Source organism: Kosakonia sp. YIM B13571 (assembly GCF_042788095.1).
Taxonomy (GTDB): Bacteria; Pseudomonadota; Gammaproteobacteria; order Enterobacterales; family Enterobacteriaceae; genus Kosakonia; species Kosakonia quasisacchari.
The window spans coordinates 228,536-242,953 of record NZ_JBHZPL010000005.1 but is presented as its reverse complement, the minus strand read 5'-3'; the positions used below and the strand labels follow the sequence as shown (position 1 = coordinate 242,953).

At 53.3% G+C, this 14,418-nt stretch carries 9 protein-coding genes; 3 read left to right on the top strand and 6 right to left on the bottom strand.

Annotation, left to right across the window (positions count from 1 at the left end; all coding sequences use genetic code 11):
- Positions 1 to 206: 206 nt before the first annotated feature.
- From ACFX4O_RS15065 to pdhR, 6 genes are all read right to left on the bottom strand, one after another.
- Entirely contained in the window at positions 207 to 1,640 is a 1,434-nt protein-coding gene (locus ACFX4O_RS15065; RefSeq protein WP_380209144.1) for a hypothetical protein, read from the bottom strand.
- 187 nt (positions 1,641 to 1,827) lie between these two features.
- Positions 1,828 to 2,559 (bottom strand): complement resistance protein TraT, encoded by a 732-nt coding sequence (gene traT / locus ACFX4O_RS15060; RefSeq protein WP_305737092.1) that lies wholly within the window; start codon positions 2,557 to 2,559, stop codon positions 1,828 to 1,830.
- A 291-nt stretch (positions 2,560 to 2,850) separates the two neighbouring features.
- Positions 2,851 to 4,275, bottom strand: a complete 1,425-nt coding sequence (gene lpdA, locus ACFX4O_RS15055; protein WP_025263731.1) for a dihydrolipoyl dehydrogenase — start codon at positions 4,273 to 4,275, stop codon at positions 2,851 to 2,853.
- Between the two features lie 204 nt (positions 4,276 to 4,479).
- Entirely contained in the window at positions 4,480 to 6,363 is a 1,884-nt protein-coding gene (aceF, locus tag ACFX4O_RS15050) for a pyruvate dehydrogenase complex dihydrolipoyllysine-residue acetyltransferase (RefSeq protein ID WP_380209142.1), read from the bottom strand.
- Between the two features lie 14 nt (positions 6,364 to 6,377).
- Complete coding sequence (aceE, locus tag ACFX4O_RS15045) at positions 6,378 to 9,041, bottom strand: pyruvate dehydrogenase (acetyl-transferring), homodimeric type (RefSeq protein ID WP_380209140.1); 2,664 nt, start codon at positions 9,039 to 9,041, stop codon at positions 6,378 to 6,380.
- Between the two features lie 179 nt (positions 9,042 to 9,220).
- On the bottom strand, positions 9,221 to 9,985 hold the full coding sequence (pdhR, locus tag ACFX4O_RS15040; RefSeq protein WP_380209138.1) for a pyruvate dehydrogenase complex transcriptional repressor PdhR: 765 nt from the start codon (positions 9,983 to 9,985) through the stop codon (positions 9,221 to 9,223).
- A gap of 533 nt (positions 9,986 to 10,518) precedes the next feature.
- Between pdhR and aroP the strand changes: the two genes are divergently transcribed.
- The 3 genes from aroP to ACFX4O_RS15025 all read left to right on the top strand — a co-directional run bounded on the left by aroP (position 10,519) and on the right by ACFX4O_RS15025 (position 14,418).
- Positions 10,519 to 11,892 (top strand): aromatic amino acid transporter AroP, encoded by a 1,374-nt coding sequence (gene aroP / locus ACFX4O_RS15035; protein ID WP_131408039.1) that lies wholly within the window; start codon positions 10,519 to 10,521, stop codon positions 11,890 to 11,892.
- Between the two features lie 172 nt (positions 11,893 to 12,064).
- Entirely contained in the window at positions 12,065 to 13,468 is a 1,404-nt protein-coding gene (locus tag ACFX4O_RS15030) for a glycoside-pentoside-hexuronide (GPH):cation symporter (protein ID WP_380209136.1), read from the top strand.
- The gene (locus ACFX4O_RS15025) at positions 13,468 to 14,418 is read left to right on the top strand and encodes a family 43 glycosylhydrolase (RefSeq protein WP_380209134.1); all 951 of its coding nucleotides are present in this window, start codon (positions 13,468 to 13,470) and stop codon (positions 14,416 to 14,418) included. Before ACFX4O_RS15030 ends, ACFX4O_RS15025 begins: the two co-directional genes overlap by 1 nt.

Sequence of the window (14,418 nt, the reverse complement as noted above, 5' to 3'; positions counted from 1 at the left end):
CAGTTTGTAGGGTAAATCCGCGAACCGCGTCGGGCAGCATAGCAGGATTTTCAGGGGGTGTTAATCCGTTTACAAAAAAGCAACATTAAATACTTGCTGAATCGTTAAGGACGGAATAAAGCAGACGGGAGAAGGTTTTAACGACAGAGAATCCTCGCCCGCAGGAAAGGAAAACGGCTCCGCAGAGCCGTTTGGTTACGCGGCTGTTACGCCGAACCTAACAACGAACGCACGTTGCTGTTGGAATATTTTTCCGGGGTGACGGTTTGATCCACCAGCTTATCCAGCACGTATTTTTGCACCGTTGCGCGGTTATTCACCTGCTCGTTATGACCGACGCTTGCCAGTTGCCCGCGACCGTTATAGTTGAGCGTGGTGGTGTTCTCTTCATCGTTTTCCACCAGATGGTAGAAGTAGTTTTGCGACGACTTCATTTTGTTCAGCGCCAGCGGAATCGACGGGTCGATAGCTTCATGCCAGGCGGCGCTCAGATGGCTGCGCGTCGTCTGTTTCACGGTTCTCGAGCCATCATCGCGCGCCTGCTCTTCGGAAGACTGCGAGGCGGTATAAGCGAAGCGATCTTTCTCTTCTTCATGCAACGGGTTAGGTGAAGTCTCGGTTTTCATGAGCGACAGTGAAAAATCATTCAGCCCGCTTAATTGCGAAACGCCGTTCGTATCAAGAGTGAGATTTTGCCCTGCAGTGGTTTTAGCGCTTTCCGCGTCGCGGGTGGTGTTCAGCGCACGGAATACGGATTTCATCGCTTCCATCTGGCCACGATCGCCATTGCCGGCAATACGCGCTTTGTCGAATTTATCGTCATACGCTTTCAGCGCCAGCTGCTGTTGGCCGTAGCTCCCGGAGAGCGCAGGTTTGGACATATCGCTGCTCATCTTCAGCGAGTAGTCGCCATCCTGGTAGGCAACGGAGCGCGCTTTGTCATCGGCATGGAAATTAAGCGACTGCAGCGAATCATCGCCATTGCGGATATCCGTTTTCAGATCGACGGATTTCAACCGGTTACTATCAAAGTTGGTCAAACCGGCGATATCCAGTTTCGGCGGTTGCTGCCCCAGACCGCTGAGCGCTTTGCTTAACGCATTGCCGAGGTTCGCCACTGCCGCCGCATCATCATCATTTAGCGCGTCGCCCTCCGTTTTCACCTCAACCGCGATGCCATTGTCCTGCTGGGTCATCGTCAGGTGAACGGTCGAGCCGGATTTGGTGGCAATGCTGAGCGTCACCGCAGATTTATTCGCACCGGCACTGGCGCCCAATTCAGCGCTCACCCCAGTCAGTGCCTGGGTGAAATCGCCACGGTTCTCTTTCAGATTGTCAAGCAGCGCGCTGCCAAGGCCAGCCATTGAGGAAACCGAAGCACTGCCCAATGCCGATTGCATCAATCCCTCAATAATGGGGTTCGACTGCTGTGCAACACTGGCGCTCATTTTTTTCGGTGACAGGCTATAAACAGCCGAAATTTCTGATGTCTGGCTGCCAAACATCACTTTCGCCGAGGTGTTATTGTTGGCGACGGCGTTATTGCTGTTGGCGGCACGAGCAGCAGCTCCAACCTGTGTTGTCGCGCTCACGCGCGTCACAGAAGGCAGCTGTAAGGCAAAACTAAGTCCGCGGATCATGACGATGAAACTCCCTCTCTCACCGATAGTGGTAGTCACCTAACATCGGCAGTTTTTGCACAATCTTTATACTTCCCGGATGAAAACACCAAATTCATCACGGAAAACAATAAAAAAAGCGAGCCAGTTACCTGACTCGCCTATTTTAGGCTACCCATGCATTCATCATGTGGAATGCAAAAGTGGCTTACATGATGTTAGCGACGGACTTCGCTAGTTGTGCTTCGAGAGCCGGTTTGGCTTCTTCGAATTTCAGGTTCACTTTGTTCGCGTTAGAAACGACGCGAGTCTGGTATTTCGCGCGGTTGCCTTCTTCGGTGCTGGTTTGCAGCTTGATACCGGAAGTGCCCTGACGCAGTGCCGCCACGTTATCGGTGGTCACTTTCGCTTTGCTACGCTCAGAGATTTGCAGGTCAGTCACCATGGTGAAGTTAACATCTTCTACCATTGCATCGGCTGCCAGGCCAATCAGGCCTGCCGCCAGACCCACGCCAAGCGCCGCGCCGGAGGAGTTGCTGTTGTACGCAGTAATACCCGCGCCAAGCGCCGCACCCATCGCCGCACCTTCGTAACCACTTTTCAGGTATCCCTGAGTTTCACGCAGATCCATTTTGTCGGCTTTCAGCACGTTGGCCTGGATCCAGTAGTAAGCGGTATCCGGGGAAGAAGTCACTTTGTAACCTTTGTCGCCCAGCTCTTTTGACAGCAGCGTCTGCAGGTTGCTCATGTCTTTGTCAGAGGTGTTTTTAACCTGGATATAAACGGTTTTCTCAGAGGAGGGTTCCAGCCAGATGGTCTGGCTCATCTGGGTTTTCACTTCCAGATTACGTTTTTTCACCGCCGTGGTCATCGCGCCACAACCCGACAGCACGAACGCAGCCAATACCACACCAACGACAGCGATTTTTTTATAAGACATAACGATTCCTTTTTTCATTCCAAACCAGGGATAAGAACTACAAATGCGGCAAACGCCGGACGGGAGCAATGAAACAAGGAAAAGTCACACAGTCCATGTCATGACGGAGCCAGAGGTGCGGGCTTGCAGCCTGCGTTATATAAAATGTCCTGGAAGAGTTATCGGTATTTTAAGGAATAATCTGAATAAAAATGCCTACTAATACTTGTAGTTATGTGAAAAGAGGAGATTGGTGGGGAAAGAGGCAAAAAAAAGCAGCCCGCAGGCTGCCTTATCTTAAACTGGCGAAACTTACTTTTTCTTCGCTTTCGGGTTCGGCAGGTCGGTAATGCTACCTTCGAACACTTCAGCCGCCAGACCGACGGACTCATGCAGCGTCGGGTGCGCGTGAATGGTCAGCGCGATATCTTCCGCATCGCAGCCCATTTCGATAGCCAGACCGATTTCACCCAGCAGCTCGCCGCCGTTGGTGCCGACAATCGCGCCACCGATAACACGGTGCGTCTCTTTGTCGAAAATCAGTTTGGTCATACCGTCTGCGCAGTCAGAAGCGATAGCACGGCCAGAAGCTGCCCACGGGAAGGTGGCGGTTTCGTAGCTGATGCCTTTCTCTTTCGCTTCTTTCTCGGTCAGCCCCACCCATGCAACTTCTGGCTCGGTGTAGGCGATAGACGGGATAACTTTCGGATCGAAATAGTGTTTTTTACCGGCGATAACTTCAGCGGCAACATGGCCTTCATGCACACCTTTGTGCGCCAGCATCGGCTGACCGACGATATCGCCGATAGCAAAGATGTGCGGCACATTGGTGCGCAGCTGTTTGTCAACGCGGATAAAACCACGGTCGTCCACTTCCACGCCTGCTTTGCCAGCGTCGAGGTTTTTACCGTTCGGCACACGGCCGATAGCCACCAGCACGGCGTCGTAACGCTGCGCTTCAGCAGGGGCTTTTTTGCCTTCCATGGAAACGTAAATGCCGTCTTCTTTCGCTTCAACGGCGGTCACTTTGGTTTCCAGCATCAGATTGAATTTCTTACCGATGCGTTTGGTGAAGACTTTCACGATGTCTTTGTCAGCAGCCGGGATAACCTGGTCGAACATTTCAACCACGTCAATCTCTGAACCCAGCGCATGGTACACGGTGCCCATTTCCAGACCGATGATACCGCCCCCCATAACCAGCAGGCGTTTTGGTACAGATTTCAGCTCCAGAGCGTCGGTAGAATCCCATACGCGCGGATCTTCATGCGGAATGAACGGCAGTTGGATCGGACGGGAACCCGCCGCGATGATAGCGTTGTCGAAGTTGATCACGGTTTTGCCGTTTTCGCCTTCCACTTCCAGGGTGTTCGCCCCGGTGAATTTACCCAGACCGTTGACCACTTTCACTTTACGGCCTTTCGCCATACCCGCCAGACCGCCGGTCAGCTGAGTGATCACTTTCTCTTTCCAAGTACGAATCTTGTCGATATCGGTTTTCGGTTCGCCGAAGACGATACCGTGTTCAGCCAGCGCTTTGGCTTCTTCGATAACTTTTGCAACGTGCAGCAGCGCTTTAGAAGGGATACAACCCACGTTCAGACAAACACCGCCGAGAGTGTTGTAACGTTCAACGATGACGGTTTCCAGACCTAAATCAGCGCAACGGAAGGCAGCAGAGTAACCTGCCGGGCCTGCCCCAAGTACCACGACCTGAGTTTTGATTTCAGTACTCATCATGACCTCTTATTGATTTCCGGCGGTCAGGGGTACTTCATGTCGCCCTTCATCCACCGGGACGTTCTATCCGCCCGCAGTTTACAAAATTGTTAACAATTTTGAAACAACAAACGGCAAACGATTTGTCCTTTTGCCCCTGATAACCCCAACAGCCCTATGAGATTACCAGAAAAAAGCCGGCCGTCAGGCCGGCTTCTTCGATTACATCACCAGACGGCGAATGTCAGACAGCATGTTGTTGATGATGGTGATAAAGCGCGCACCATCAGCACCGTCAATCACACGGTGGTCGAAGGAGAGCGAAATCGGCATCATCAGACGCGGTACGAACTCTTTACCGTTCCAGACCGGCTCCATTGCAGATTTGGAGACGCCCAGGATAGCCACTTCCGGCGCGTTAACAATCGGTGCGAAGTGGGTAGTCCCCAGGCCGCCGATGCTGGAGATGGTGAAGCAACCGCCCTGCATTTCGCCAGCGGTCAGCTTACCGTCACGCGCTTTCTTGGAAATCACGGTCAGTTCGCGAGACAACTCGGTAATGCTCTTCTTGTTCACGTCTTTAAAGACCGGAACAACCAGGCCGTTCGGAGTATCTACCGCGACACCGATGTTGATGTATTTCTTCAGCGTCAAACGCTGTGCATCTTCAGACAGAGAGCTGTTGAAGCGAGGCATTTGCTCAAGCGCTGCAGCAACGGCTTTCATGATGAAGACAACCGGGGTGAATTTCACATCCAGTTTGCGCTTCTCAGCTTCGGCGTTCTGCTGTTTACGGAACGCTTCCAGATCGGTGATATCGGTTTTGTCGAAGTGCGTAACGTGCGGGATCATCACCCAGTTACGGCTCAGGTTGGCACCAGAGATTTTCTGGATACGGCCCAGTTCAACTTCTTCGATTTCACCAAACTTGCTGAAGTCCACTTTCGGCCACGGCAGCAGACCCGGCAGAGAACCACCGGTTGCGCCAGCAGCAGGTGCAGATTCAGCACGTTTCACCGCATCTTTCACGTAAGCCTGAACGTCTTCGCGCAGGATACGGCCTTTACGACCGGTGCCTTTCACTTTCGCCAGGTTGACGCCGAATTCGCGCGCCAGGCGGCGGATCAGCGGTGTAGCGTGGACGTAAGCGTCGTTTTCCGCGAAATCAGATTTACCGTCTGCTTTCGCAGCAGGAGCCGCAGCAGGTTTAGCAGCCTGAGCCGGGGCAGCAGATGCCGGAGCAGCAGCCGGGGCTGCGGCAGGCGCAGCGCCTTCCACTTCGAACACCATGATCAGGGAGCCGGTGGAGACTTTGTCGCCCACATTCACTTTCAGCTCTTTCACGGTACCGGCGAACGGTGCCGGGACTTCCATGGAGGCTTTATCGCCTTCTACGGTGATCAGTGACTGTTCAGCGGAGACTTTGTCGCCCACTTTCACCAGCACTTCGGTGACTTCAACTTCGTCGCCGCCGATATCCGGTACGTTAACTTCTTTCGGGCCAGCCGCGGCTGCCGGTGCGCTCGCCGCAGCCGGAGCCGGGGCCGCAGCAGGTGCAGCACCCGCCACTTCAAAGACCATGATCAGCGAGCCAGTAGAGACTTTGTCGCCGGTGTTGATTTTGATCTCTTTTACGGTGCCTGCGAACGGCGCCGGAACTTCCATAGAGGCTTTGTCGCCCTCTACGGTGATCAGAGATTGTTCTGCCGCAACGGTGTCGCCCACTTTCACCAGGACTTCGGTGACTTCAACTTCGTCACCGCCGATGTCAGGCACGTTCACTTCTTTTGCTGCCGCGGTTGCTGGTGCAGCAGCGGCCGGAGCGGCGTCCTTCTTCTCTTCTGCCGGAGCAGGTGCAGCGGCTGCTGCACCCTCGGCGGAATCGAAAATCATGATCAGTTTGCCCGTCTCGGTTTTGTCGCCGACAGAGACTTTGATCTCTTTAACAACGCCAGCCTGCGGAGACGGGACTTCCATAGAGGCTTTGTCGCCCTCTACAGTGATCAGCGACTGTTCAGCTTCAACTTTGTCGCCTACTTTGACCAGAATCTCGGTGATTTCAACTTCATCAGACCCGATGTCCGGTACTTTGATTTCGATAGCCATTATCTCTTTACCTCTTACGCCAGACGCGGGTTAACTTTTTCTGCATCGATGTTGAATTTGGTGATTGCTTCCGCCACCACTTTCTTGTCGATTTCGCCACGTTTAGCCAGTTCGCCCAGTGCTGCTACCACCACGTAAGAAGCATCAACTTCGAAGTGGTGACGCAGGTTTTCACGGCTGTCGGAGCGACCGAAGCCATCGGTACCCAGTACGCGGTAATCATCAGCCGGTACGTAAGTACGAACCTGCTCGGCGAACAGTTTCATATAGTCAGTTGATGCCACAGCCGGTGCGTCGTTCATCACCTGAGCGATGTACGGAACGCGCGGAGTTTCCAGCGGGTGCAGCATGTTCCAGCGCTCACAATCCTGGCCATCACGCGCCAGTTCAGTGAAGGAGGTGACGCTGTACACGTCAGAGCCCACGCCGTAGTCGTTCGCCAGGATCTGCGCTGCTTCACGCACGTGACGCAGGATAGAACCGGAGCCCAGCAGCTGAACTTTACCTTTGCTACCAGCAACGGTTTCGAGTTTGTAGATACCTTTACGGATACCTTCCTCGGCACCTTCCGGCATGGCAGGCATGTGGTAGTTTTCGTTCAGCGTGGTGATGTAGTAGTAAACGTTCTCTTGTTTCTCACCGTACATACGGGTCAGACCGTCATGCATGATGACTGCCACTTCGTACGCGTAAGACGGGTCATAAGAGATACAGTTCGGGATAGTCAGCGACTGAATGTGGCTGTGACCATCTTCGTGCTGCAGACCTTCGCCGTTAAGCGTCGTACGACCGGAAGTCCCGCCTACCAGGAAGCCGCGAGCCTGTTGGTCGCCAGCCTGCCAGCACAGGTCGCCGATACGCTGGAACCCGAACATGGAGTAGTAGATGTAGAACGGGATCATCGGCAGGTTGTTGGTGCTGTAAGAGGTCGCAGCCGCCAGCCAGGATGCGCCAGCACCCAGTTCGTTGATACCTTCCTGCAGGATCTGACCTTTCTCGTCTTCTTTGTAGTAAGCAACCTGCTCACGGTCCTGCGGGGTGTACTGCTGGCCGTTCGGGCTGTAAATACCAATCTGACGGAACAGACCTTCCATACCGAAAGTACGCGCTTCGTCGGCGATAATCGGAACCAGACGATCTTTGATCGACTTGTTCTTCAGCATCACGTTCAGGGCACGAACGAAAGCGATAGTGGTGGAGATCTCTTTGTTCTGCTCTTCCAGCAACTGGGAGAAGTCTTCCAGCGAAGGCAGATCCAGTTTCTCGGTGAAGTTCGGCTGACGAGACGGCAGGTAGCCTTTCAGTGCCTGGCGACGTTCGTGCAGGTATTTATGCTCTTCAGAACCTTCCGGGAAGGTGATGTAAGAGAGATTTTCAACCTGCTCATCGGTAACCGGAACATTGAAACGATCGCGGATATAACGCACGCCGTCCATGTTCATTTTCTTAACCTGGTGCGCGATGTTTTTACCTTCTGCGGTATCGCCCATGCCGTAACCTTTGATGGTGTGGGCCAGGATAACAGTCGCTTTACCTTTGGTTTCACGCGCTTTTTTCAGTGCCGCGTAAACTTTCTTCGGATCGTGGCCGCCACGGTTCAGTGCCCAGATCTGCTCATCAGTCCAGTCTGCAACCAGCGCTGCGGTTTCCGGGTATTTACCGAAGAAGTGCTCACGAACGTACGCGCCATCTTTGGATTTGAAGGTCTGGTAGTCGCCGTCAACGGTTTCGTTCATCAGTTGGATCAGTTTACCGCTGGTGTCTTTACGCAGCAGTTCATCCCAACGACCGCCCCACATCACCTTGATAACGTTCCAGCCAGCACCGCTGAAGATGCCTTCCAGTTCGTTGATGATTTTACCGTTACCGGTTACCGGGCCATCCAGACGCTGCAAGTTACAGTTGATGATGAAGCAGAGGTTGTCCAGTTTTTCACGGGTGGCGATGGTAATAGCGCCTTTGGATTCCGGCTCATCCATCTCACCGTCGCCAAGGAAGGCGTAAACGGTTTGTTCAGAGGTATCTTTCAGACCACGGTGTTCCAGATATTTCAGGAACTTCGCCTGATAGATCGCACCAATCGGGCCCAGGCCCATGGAGACGGTCGGGAACTGCCAGAATTCCGGCATCAATTTCGGGTGCGGGTAAGAGGAGAGGCCTTTACCGTGAACTTCCTGACGGAAGTTGTTCATCTGCTCTTCAGTCAGACGACCTTCAACAAACGCACGTGCGTAGATGCCCGGAGAGATGTGGCCCTGGAAGTACACCAGATCGCCACCATCTTTCTCGTTACGCGCGCGGAAGAAATGGTTGAAGCAAACTTCATAAACGGTCGCGGAAGACTGGAAGGACGCCATGTGGCCGCCCAGCTCAAGGTCTTTTTTGGACGCACGCAGAACCGTCATGATTGCGTTCCAGCGGATAGCTGAACGAATGCGGCGTTCCAGTTCCAGATTGCCCGGGTATTCCGGTTCATCTTCAACGGCAATAGTGTTTACATAGTTGCTCGCCCCTGTGCCAGCTGCCACTTTCACACCGCCTTTGCGGGCTTCAGAAAGGAGCTGGTCAATCAGATACTGAGCACGCTCAACACCTTCTTCACGGATGACCGATTCGATCGCCTGTTGCCAGTCGCGAGTTTCGATCGGATCCACGTCATTTTGGAAACGTTCTGACATGGGGGGTATTCCTTATCTATCTAATACGTTGATTTGTCTGGAACCTGTCCCATTGCATTCTCATGCCTTTCATTGGCAGCCATAAAAGTGCAATAAGACAGGTTCTGCGTTTAGTTGCCGCGCTCTAAAGTTTGGCGCTGGTGTTACAACTCTTCTGGTACAACCTGCACCAGAAAATCTTAATTCTTTCTCTGCTCTAACCGGCGAAGCGAGCGCTCACGGCGGCTCTGCTCACGGCTCCGGTCCAGCAAAATCTCTTCAATAAACGCCAGGTGGCGGTGCGACGCTTCACGCGCCTCTTCCGGCTTCCCGGCCATGATCGCCGCGAAAATACTCGAACGATGGGTGCTGACAAGCGGCAGCATTTCGCGGCGCGCGTACAGCAATTCGAAGTTCTGACGAACGTTTTGCGCCAACATTGGCTCCATGCAGCGTAGCAGATGAAGCAGCACAACATTATGTGCCGCCTCGGTTACGGCTATTTGATACTGCACAACGGCACTGGATTCCGCATCCAAATCCCCTGACTGCTGCGCCCGCTCAATGGCCTGGTGCAGCTCGCCAATCCGCGCTTTGTCTTCATCGGTGCTGCGCAGCGCCGCATAATATGCAGCAATGCCTTCCAGCGCGTGGCGGGTTTCAAGCAGGTCAAATTGGGATTCGGGATGATCGGCCAGAAGCTCAACCAGCGGATCGCTGAAGCTTTGCCACAGGCTGCTTTGGACAAAAGTACCGCCACCCTGGCGACGAAGGAGCAAACCTTTCGCTTCGAGGCGCTGAATGGCCTCGCGCAGTGAAGGACGAGAAACATCGAACTGTTTGGCCAGTTCGCGCTCTGGAGGCAGTTTCTCACCGGGACGCAAGGTACCTTCGAGAATCAAAAACTCCAGTTGCTGCTCAATCACATCGGAAAGTTTTGGTTGGCGGATTTTGTTGTAGGCCATTGTTCCCTGTCTCTGCCACTCGCCCGGAGTCAATTGGTCTTACCAATTTCATGTTCTTGACGCTAAAGTAACAAAGTATTCACCTTCTGTCCATACAGGTTTTGATTGAAATCAGGAAACCACGCACATTTTAACAATGTTACAGAAATAGCGTTTCAAAGATGTAACCTTGCACAAATGCCTCGTTTACCACGAAAGAGGCAGTTTTAACTTTTATGAAACGCCAATTAAGGCATATGAACCGATTCAGTTGATGAATAAGTGAATAGCCATTCTTTAAATATGCATAAAAAGTGAAAATGAACTCAATAAGGGGGTAGATGGGTTACTCAGAAACGGTTTCTTTTTTACTCGCTCGTCATCTGAGTTTCATAAAGCAGATGCATTCCCGCGCACTTATCACTATTCTGAGCCCTATGAAAGGGATTGACGAAAATTCCCGTCGACATTTCGTAAACTAAAAAATACAAAAACGGAATTTATTTATTACACGCAAACCACAGCGTACAGATAACAACCACACACGAGGTTTCATAATGGAAGGTCAACAGCACGGCGATCAGCTAAAGCGCGGCCTTAAGAACCGCCACATTCAGCTTATCGCGCTGGGTGGCGCTATTGGGACTGGCCTGTTTCTGGGCAGCGCATCCGTCATTCAATCTGCCGGCCCGGGGATCATTCTGGGCTATGCCATTGCCGGTTTTATCGCGTTTTTGATCATGCGCCAGCTTGGCGAAATGGTCGTTGAAGAGCCGGTGGCTGGCTCATTCAGCCACTTCGCTTACAAATATTGGGGCAGCTTCGCAGGCTTTGCTTCCGGCTGGAACTACTGGGTGCTGTACGTGCTGGTGGCGATGGCGGAACTCACCGCCGTAGGGAAATATGTTCAGTTCTGGTGGCCAGAAATCCCCACCTGGGTCTCCGCCGCCGTATTCTTTGTCATTATCAACGCCATCAACCTGACCAACGTTAAAGTGTTTGGTGAGATGGAGTTCTGGTTTGCCATTATTAAGGTTTTCGCCGTTGTGGCGATGATCGTCTTTGGCGGCTGGTTGCTGTTTAGCGGTAGCGCGGGCCCGCAGGCCACCGTGCGTAACTTGTGGGAACAGGGCGGTTTCCTGCCGCACGGCATCGGTGGGCTGGTGATGATGATGGCGATCATCATGTTCTCGTTCGGTGGTCTGGAACTGGTGGGGATCACCGCCGCAGAAGCCGATAACCCGGAACAAAGCATTCCAAAAGCCACCAATCAGGTTATCTATCGCATCCTGATTTTCTATGTCGGTTCGCTGGCCGTGCTGCTCTCTTTAATGCCGTGGACACGCGTTACCTCGGATACCAGCCCGTTTGTGCTGATTTTCCATGAACTGGGCGACTCGTTTGTGGCCAATGCGTTGAACATTGTGGTGCTGACTGCCGCGCTGTCGGTTTATAACAGCTGCGTGTATTGCAACAGCCGCATGCTGTTCGGCCTGGCAAAACAGGGCAATGCGCCGAAAATGCTGCAACAAGTGGATAAGCGCGGCGTGCCGGTGAACACTATCCTCACTTCTGCGCTGTTTACCGCGCTGTGCGTAGTGATCAACTACTTCGCGCCGGAATCCGCGTTTGGCCTGCTGATGGCGCTGGTGGTTTCCGCGCTGGTGATCAACTGGGCAATGATTAGCCTGGCGCACATGCGTTTTCGTCGCGCCAAGCAGCAGCAAGGCGTCACACCACGCTTCCCGGCGCTGTTCTACCCGGTGGGTAACTGGATCTGCCTGATCTTTATGGCGGCGGTGCTGGTAATCATGCTGATGACAGACGGCATGGCGATCTCGGTCTACCTGATCCCGGTGTGGATTGCCGTCCTTGGCGTCGGCTACCTGCTGAAGCAGAAAAATGCCAATGCCGTGAAAGCGCATTAATCCTTATCCGTTCTGCCCTCTCCCGCCCGGGAGAGGGTTGTTATCACAGCGTTACCTTCCTCACACTTTCCTTTACATAGCTGTTTTGTCCATCTCTGCGGCCTGATCCTGCTACGCAAACAAAAATTCACAGACAAATACTTCATGCCATATCTCAAAGGGAGAACCGGCAATGGACACCAAACTGTCTGTTAAAGAAAAGATTGGCTATGGCATGGGCGACGCCGGATGCAACATCATCTTTGGCGCTATCATGCTGTTTGTTAACTATTTCTATACTGATATCTTCGGCCTCGCACCCGCGCTGGTCGGGGTATTACTGCTGTCGATACGCGTGATTGATGCGGTGACTGACCCGCTAATGGGCGCGCTCGCTGACCGTACACAAAGCAAATATGGTCGTTTTCGCCCGTGGCTGTTGTGGATAGCCGTGCCTTACGCCGTTTTCAGCGTGCTGATGTTTACCACGCCGGAGTGGACCTACAACAGCAAAGTTATCTATGCCTTTATTACCTATTTCCTGCTGTCGCTGACCTATACCGCGATCAATATCCCCTACTGCTCGCTGGGTGGTGTTATCACCAACGACCCGAAAGAGCGTGTCGCCTGCCAGTCGTATCGCTTTGTGATGGTTGGCATTGCAACATTGCTGCTGTCGCTCACGCTGCTGCCAATGGCCGAGTGGTTTGGCGGTGCGGATAAAGCCAAAGGCTACCAGATGGCGATGACGGTGCTGGCGTTTATCGGCATGTGCATGTTCCTGTTCTGCTTTGCCACCGTGCGTGAACGTATCCGCCCGGCGGTGCCAACCAACGACGATTTGAAGAAAGATTTCAAAGACGTATGGAAAAACGACCAATGGGTACGCATCCTGCTGCTGACACTCTGCAACGTTTGCCCTGGTTTTATCCGCATGGCGGCCACCATGTATTACGTCACCTGGGTAATGGGGGAAAGCACCCATTTCGCTACGCTGTTTATTAGCCTCGGCGTTGTCGGCATGATGCTTGGCAGCATGCTGGCAAAAGTGCTGACCGACCGCTGGTGTAAGCTGAAAGTCTTCTTCTGGACCAACATCGTGCTGGCGTTCTTCTCCGGCGCCTTTTACTTCTTTGACCCGCACGCCACGGTACTGATTGTGGTGCTCTACTTCCTGCTAAACATCCTGCATCAGATCCCTTCCCCGCTGCACTGGTCGCTGATGGCTGACGTTGATGACTACGGTGAGTGGAAAACCGGCAAACGCATTACCGGTATCAGTTTCTCCGGTAACTTGTTCTTCCTGAAAGTAGGTCTGGCAGTTGCCGGGGCGATGGTCGGTTTCCTGCTCTCGTGGTACGGCTATGACGCCGGAGCCAAGCAACAAAGCGCCAGCGCCATTAACGGTATTATGCTGTTGTTTACCATTATTCCAGGCGTGGGCTACCTGATCACCGCAGGCGTGGTGCGCCTGCTGAAAGTTGACCGTGAACTGATGAAACAGATCCAGGCGGATCTGGAAAAACGCCGCATCAACTACCATGAGCTGACCGAAAATCAGCAGGTACCGGCGGGCGATAACGTAAGGAATGCATAATGAATAACTGGCCGAACCCGTTTATTGAACAGCGCGCCGACCCGTTTATCCTGCACCATCAAGGCGAGTATTACTTCGTGGCCTCGGTGCCGGAATATGACCGGCTGGAGATCCGCCGCGCCGCCACGCTGGAAGGCCTGCGTCACGCTCAGGCAAGCGTAGTCTGGCGCAAACCGCAAAGCGGCCCGATGAGCGAGCTTATCTGGGCGCCGGAGCTGCATCATATTGATGGCAAATGGTATCTCTACTTTGCCGCGACATACACCAAAGCGCTGGACGCGCTGAATATGTTCCAGCACCGCATGTTTGTACTGGAGTGTGCGGATGCCGACCCGCTCAGCGGGCGCTGGGTCGAAAAAGGCCAGGTGAAAACACCTTTCGATACGTTTGCGCTGGATGCCACGACCTTTGAGCATCAGGGGAAGCGTTGGTACTTGTGGGCGCAAAAAGCGCCGGATATTGCCGGTAATTCCAATATCTATCTGGCGGAAATGGAAAATCCGTGGACGCTGAAAGGCGAACCGGTGATGCTAAGCAAACCGGAGTTTGACTGGGAGTGTCGTGGTTTTCTGGTCAATGAAGGCCCGGCGGTTTTGTTCCACGGCGATAAACTCTTTGTGAGTTATTCCGCCAGCGCCACCGACGAAAACTACTGTATGGGCTTGTTGTGGATCGCTATCACCGCCAACCCGCAGGATCCGGAAAACTGGCATAAATCGCCGCAGCCGGTGTTTAAAACCAGTGATGAAAACCGCCAGTACGGCCCGGGGCACAACAGTTTTACGCAAACACCGGACGGGGAAGATATTCTGGTTTATCACGCGCGGAATTACACCGAAATTGAAGGCGATCCGCTCTACGATCCCAATCGCCATACCCGCCTGAAAACAATCCGCTGGCAAGAAAACGGGATGCCCGATTTCGGCATCCCGGCGGCGGATAATCAGTGA

Bases quoted from the DNA above. Each gene is read 5' to 3' on its own strand.
- aceE (WP_380209140.1), bottom strand. From the start codon at position 9,041: ATGTCAGAACGTTTCCAAAATGACGTGGATCCGATCGAAACTCGCGAC.
- aceF (WP_380209142.1), bottom strand. From the start codon at position 6,363: ATGGCTATCGAAATCAAAGTACCGGACATCGGGTCTGATGAAGTTGAA.
- ACFX4O_RS15025 (WP_380209134.1), top strand. From the start codon at position 13,468: ATGAATAACTGGCCGAACCCGTTTATTGAACAGCGCGCCGACCCGTTT.
- ACFX4O_RS15030 (WP_380209136.1), top strand. From the start codon at position 12,065: ATGGACACCAAACTGTCTGTTAAAGAAAAGATTGGCTATGGCATGGGC.
- traT (WP_305737092.1), bottom strand. From the start codon at position 2,559: ATGTCTTATAAAAAAATCGCTGTCGTTGGTGTGGTATTGGCTGCGTTC.
- lpdA (WP_025263731.1), bottom strand. From the start codon at position 4,275: ATGAGTACTGAAATCAAAACTCAGGTCGTGGTACTTGGGGCAGGCCCG.
- pdhR (WP_380209138.1), bottom strand. From the start codon at position 9,985: ATGGCCTACAACAAAATCCGCCAACCAAAACTTTCCGATGTGATTGAG.
- ACFX4O_RS15065 (WP_380209144.1), bottom strand. From the start codon at position 1,640: ATGATCCGCGGACTTAGTTTTGCCTTACAGCTGCCTTCTGTGACGCGC.